The 2,389-nt window shown below is 48.5% G+C and carries 1 protein-coding gene; it reads left to right on the top strand.

Annotation, left to right across the window (positions count from 1 at the left end; genetic code table 11):
• The first annotated feature begins 607 nt into the window (after positions 1–607).
• Positions 608–2,272 (top strand): group II intron reverse transcriptase/maturase, encoded by a 1,665-nt coding sequence (gene ltrA / locus ACQRD3_RS13410; protein WP_427781724.1) that lies wholly within the window; start codon positions 608–610, stop codon positions 2,270–2,272.
• Positions 2,273–2,389 lie beyond the last annotated feature (117 nt).

Genomic DNA, 2,389 nt, shown 5'->3' with positions numbered 1-2,389 from the left:
CCTACGCGCGACACGAGGTCGCGTAATTAAACTGTTCGGCATTGACCGAACCTGTTATTCCATTAGCAGTAGCCTATCGTCACCGAAGCGGCTGGCAACGGCCGTGAGGCAGCATGGCGAGAAAAGGCAGCCCTCCCGAAAGGGTCAAGCCGAAACCGCGAGGCAGAGGCGAAAAGCTGGAAGCAACGTCCGGCTGGGGAGCTTGGCTTGTGTAGTATGGTGAATGTAAGTAAATCGCTGTTAAACGTCGTTAGTGGGAACCAGGCTAAAGTTGCTGATAAGCCTGAACCAAAAGGTGTGCAGTCGGATGTTCCCCTGTAAGCTGGGAACACATGGACAAACAGGACTGCCGGCGGATAGGCGGCACCTAACCTACACGGTTGATTACGTGAAACGTGGTAAGCCCGCGCTTTCTCCGATATTCGGAAAGCTGACCGCAAGGAAAGCCGATAGAAACGCGGGTAAGGAACGCTGGAAAAAGCGAATGCCGACCTTGTAATGAGGACGGATAGGGATTGAAACAGTATCCCACGCGAAAGCGGGCTGACTTCCAGCAGGTCTATCTTTACGAGAGAATTTACAGAACTTTTGAGAGGAGGAATCGCAAATGAACAGAAAACTGTGTGCGCCTGCTGACAAGGCACAAAGCTGGGAATCCATTGATTGGAAAAAAGCGGAGGCCTATGTTAAAAAGCTGCAAATGCGTATCGTAAAGGCTCAAAAAGGCGGTCATTACAACAAGGTGAAAACCTTGCAATGGCTGTTGACGCACTCTTTCTATGCCAAGGCATTGGCGGTGAAGCGTGTGACAAGTAATAAAGGCAAAAATACCGCTGGTGTAGACCATGAATTATGGAAAACGCCAAAAGGCAAATTCGAAGCGATTGACAAACTCAAACGCCGGGGCTATAGGCCCCAACCTCTCAGACGGGTGTACATCCCGAAGAAAAACGGAAAATTACGCCCGCTGAGTATTCCAACGATGACAGACCGCGCCATGCAGACATTATATAAGTTTGCATTGGAACCATTGGCAGAAACTCTGGCAGACCCGAACTCCTACGGCTTTAGAATTGGAAGAAGCACACACGATGCTATCGGGCAATGCTTCAACGATTTGTGCAGAGCCGGTTCCCCTCAATGGATTTTGGAGGGAGACATTAAGGGTTGCTTTGACCACATCAGCCATAACTGGCTGCTGGCAAACATTCCAATGGATAAAGAAATGCTCGGAAAGTGGCTGAAATGTGGCTTTGTGGAAACCAGAAAGCTCTTCCCAACGGAAGAAGGAACACCACAGGGCGGCACAATATCGCCAGTTTTGATGAACATGACCTTGGACGGTCTGGAGCGGATTCTAAAAGAAAGATTCCCAATGAGACGGACGGTGGCAGGTAAAACTGTTTACGACCAGATCAACTTCGTGCGATATGCCGACGACTTTATCGTTACCGGGAAAAGCCCGGAGACTCTACGCAATGAGGTTATGCCGCTCATCAAGGACTTTCTGGCGGAACGCGGCCTGCAACTCTCCGAGGAAAAAACGGTAATCACACATATCAGCGACGGTTTTGATTTTCTTGGGCAGAACGTTCGGAAATACAACGGAAAATTGCTCATTAAGCCGTCAAAGAATGCGATAAAATCCTTCCTCAAAAAAGTGCGGACTATCGTTAGGGAGAACAAAACAGCCACACAGGACTTGCTCATTCGCAAGTTAAATCCTGTCATTCGTGGTTGGGTCAACTACCATCGCTATGTAGTTTCTGCGGATATTTTTGGATTGGTTGACCACAGGATTTTCGAGTGCCTATGGAGGTGGGCTTGCCGCAGACACAAGCGAAAAGGTAGGAAATGGATTGCCAACAAATACTGGCACCATATTGATAACCGAACGTGGACGTTTGCAACAGAGCCTGCTTTCCGCGGTAAAGATTTCGATGAAAAATACCTCAAGCTGGAATACGCGGCAAATACTAAAATCATCCGATTCAGGAAAATTGCCGCCGAAGCTAACCCATTCGATGAAAAATGGACGGGATATTATGAGGAACGTGACGGAGAAAGAATGCTGAACAGTACCAAAGGACGGGAAAAACTCGTTAAAATCTGGAACAACCAGAAACGGTGCTGCCCTGTATGCGGAGAAAGAATTACATCCGAAACAGGATTCAAGACGCATTTTAACACCGAAAACAACAGGAAATGGCCCGCTATTATGGTACATCCCTGGTGTCACCGAAATCTGCATGAACCAGGTTACTTGATTTGAGCCGGGTTTCGTTTTACACGAGGCCTTACGATAGGCTTGAGCCGTATGACGGGAAACTGTCACGTACGGTTCTTAGGGGAGGGGCTGGCAGTAATGCCAGTCTCTTACCCGACATCC

The organism is Candidatus Pseudoscillospira sp. SGI.172, from assembly GCF_050313575.1.
GTDB lineage: Bacteria > Bacillota > Clostridia > Oscillospirales > Oscillospiraceae > Vermiculatibacterium.
This window is presented reverse-complemented; position numbering and strand designations above follow the sequence as displayed.

Coding starts and splice junctions, on each gene's coding strand:
- ltrA (WP_427781724.1), top strand. CDS start 608: ATGAACAGAAAACTGTGTGCGCCTGCTGACAAGGCACAAAGCTGGGAA.